This is a genomic window from Micromonospora sp. NPDC002411 (assembly GCF_053592955.1).
Genome location: NZ_JBSFBM010000629.1, coordinates 1 through 1430 on the forward strand (window position 1 = coordinate 1; position 1430 = coordinate 1430).

The 1430-nt window shown below is 71.7% G+C and carries 1 protein-coding gene; it reads right to left on the minus strand.

All coding sequences use genetic code 11. The features are described from left to right. Positions 1–44 precede the first annotated feature (44 nt). Positions 45–1430: acyltransferase domain-containing protein (locus ACWCO3_RS34590; RefSeq protein ID WP_450014212.1), on the minus strand; the 1386-nt coding region annotated here is incomplete at its 5' end.

The window sequence follows — 1430 nt, forward strand, 5'->3', positions numbered from 1 at the left end:
CGAGAAGAAAGGACGATCAAGAACTTGCCGTGAGCAACTTGTCGCTAAGAGTTGCCGCGCTGACGACGCGCTTGCCATCCGAGCGCGCCGGTGCCGCCGGTGACCAGGACGGTGCCGGTCGGCTGCCAGGGTTCGGTGGCCGGGGCGGGGGCGCGGTCGATGCGACGGGCGTGCAGGCCGTCGGCACGGATCGCGACCTGGTCTTCTCCGGTGCTCCCGGCCAGGACGGCGACGAGTTGGTCGGTGACGTCGCCGGCCAGGTCGACGATGCCGCCCCAGGTGTCCGGGTGTTCGAGGGCGGCCACCCGGCCGAGGCCCCAGATCGCGGCCTGGGCGGGGTCGGGTGCGATGTCGTCGGTGCCCGTGGTGACGGCCGCGGTGGTGACCGTCCAGATCGGCGCGGTGATTCCGGCCGTGGCCGCCGCCTGGATCAGGGCGAGCAGGTCGGCCGTGGCGTCGAGGTCGCCGGTGCGCGAGGGCACGTGGAGGATGCCGGCCACCTCGTCAGTGAGGTGCCTGGCCTCGCCGATCTCCGGGGTGGCGCCGTGTCGGGTCAGCAGGTCGTGCAGCTGGTGCGCGGTCGGGTCGGCCGGGTCGGCGACGATGCGCCACGCCCCGGCGAGGGTGCCGACGGGTGGGGTGTCGACGGGCTGCCAGGTCTCCCGGTAACGCCACTGGTCAGGGGTGTCGCTCGTGGGTTTCGGCAGGTCCGGCCAGTAGTAGCGGCGTTGGAAGGCGTAGGTGGGCAGGTCGATCGTGCGGGCGCCCGGGTGGCACGGTGTCCAGTCCACGGCGACGCCGCGTACGAAGGCCTGCGCGAGGGCGGTGAGCAGCGTGGTGGGTTGGTCCCGGTCGGAGCGTTGCACTGGTACGAACACGGCGTCGCTGACGCAGTCCGCACCCATCGCGGACAGGACCCCGTCCGGGCCGATCTCCACGAACGTGCTGACACCGAGGCCCTCCAGTGTGGTGATGCCGTCGGCGAAGCGAACCGCCTCACGGACGTGCCGCACCCAGTACGCGGCGTCCTGCACCTCGGCGACCTGACCGGTCACGTTCGACACGATCGGAATGCGCGGCGACTCGTAGGTCAGGGTTGCCGCGACCTGGGCGAACTCGGCCAGCATCGGCTCCATCAGCACCGAATGGAACGCGTGACTGACCCGCAGCCGCTTCGACTTCTCGAAGTGCGCTGCTACCGTCGCAACCTCGTCGGCCACACCGGAGAGGACGATCGAGCGGGGGCCGTTGATCGCGGCGATGTCCACGCCGTCGGTCAGCAGCGGCAACACCTCCGCCTCGGTGGCCCGTACGGCGACCATGACGCCGCCGGTCGGGAGGGCCTGCATGAGGCGGCCTCGGGCGGTGACCAGCGTCGCCGCGTCGGCCAGCGACATGACCCCGGCGACGTGCGCGGCGGCGATCTCACC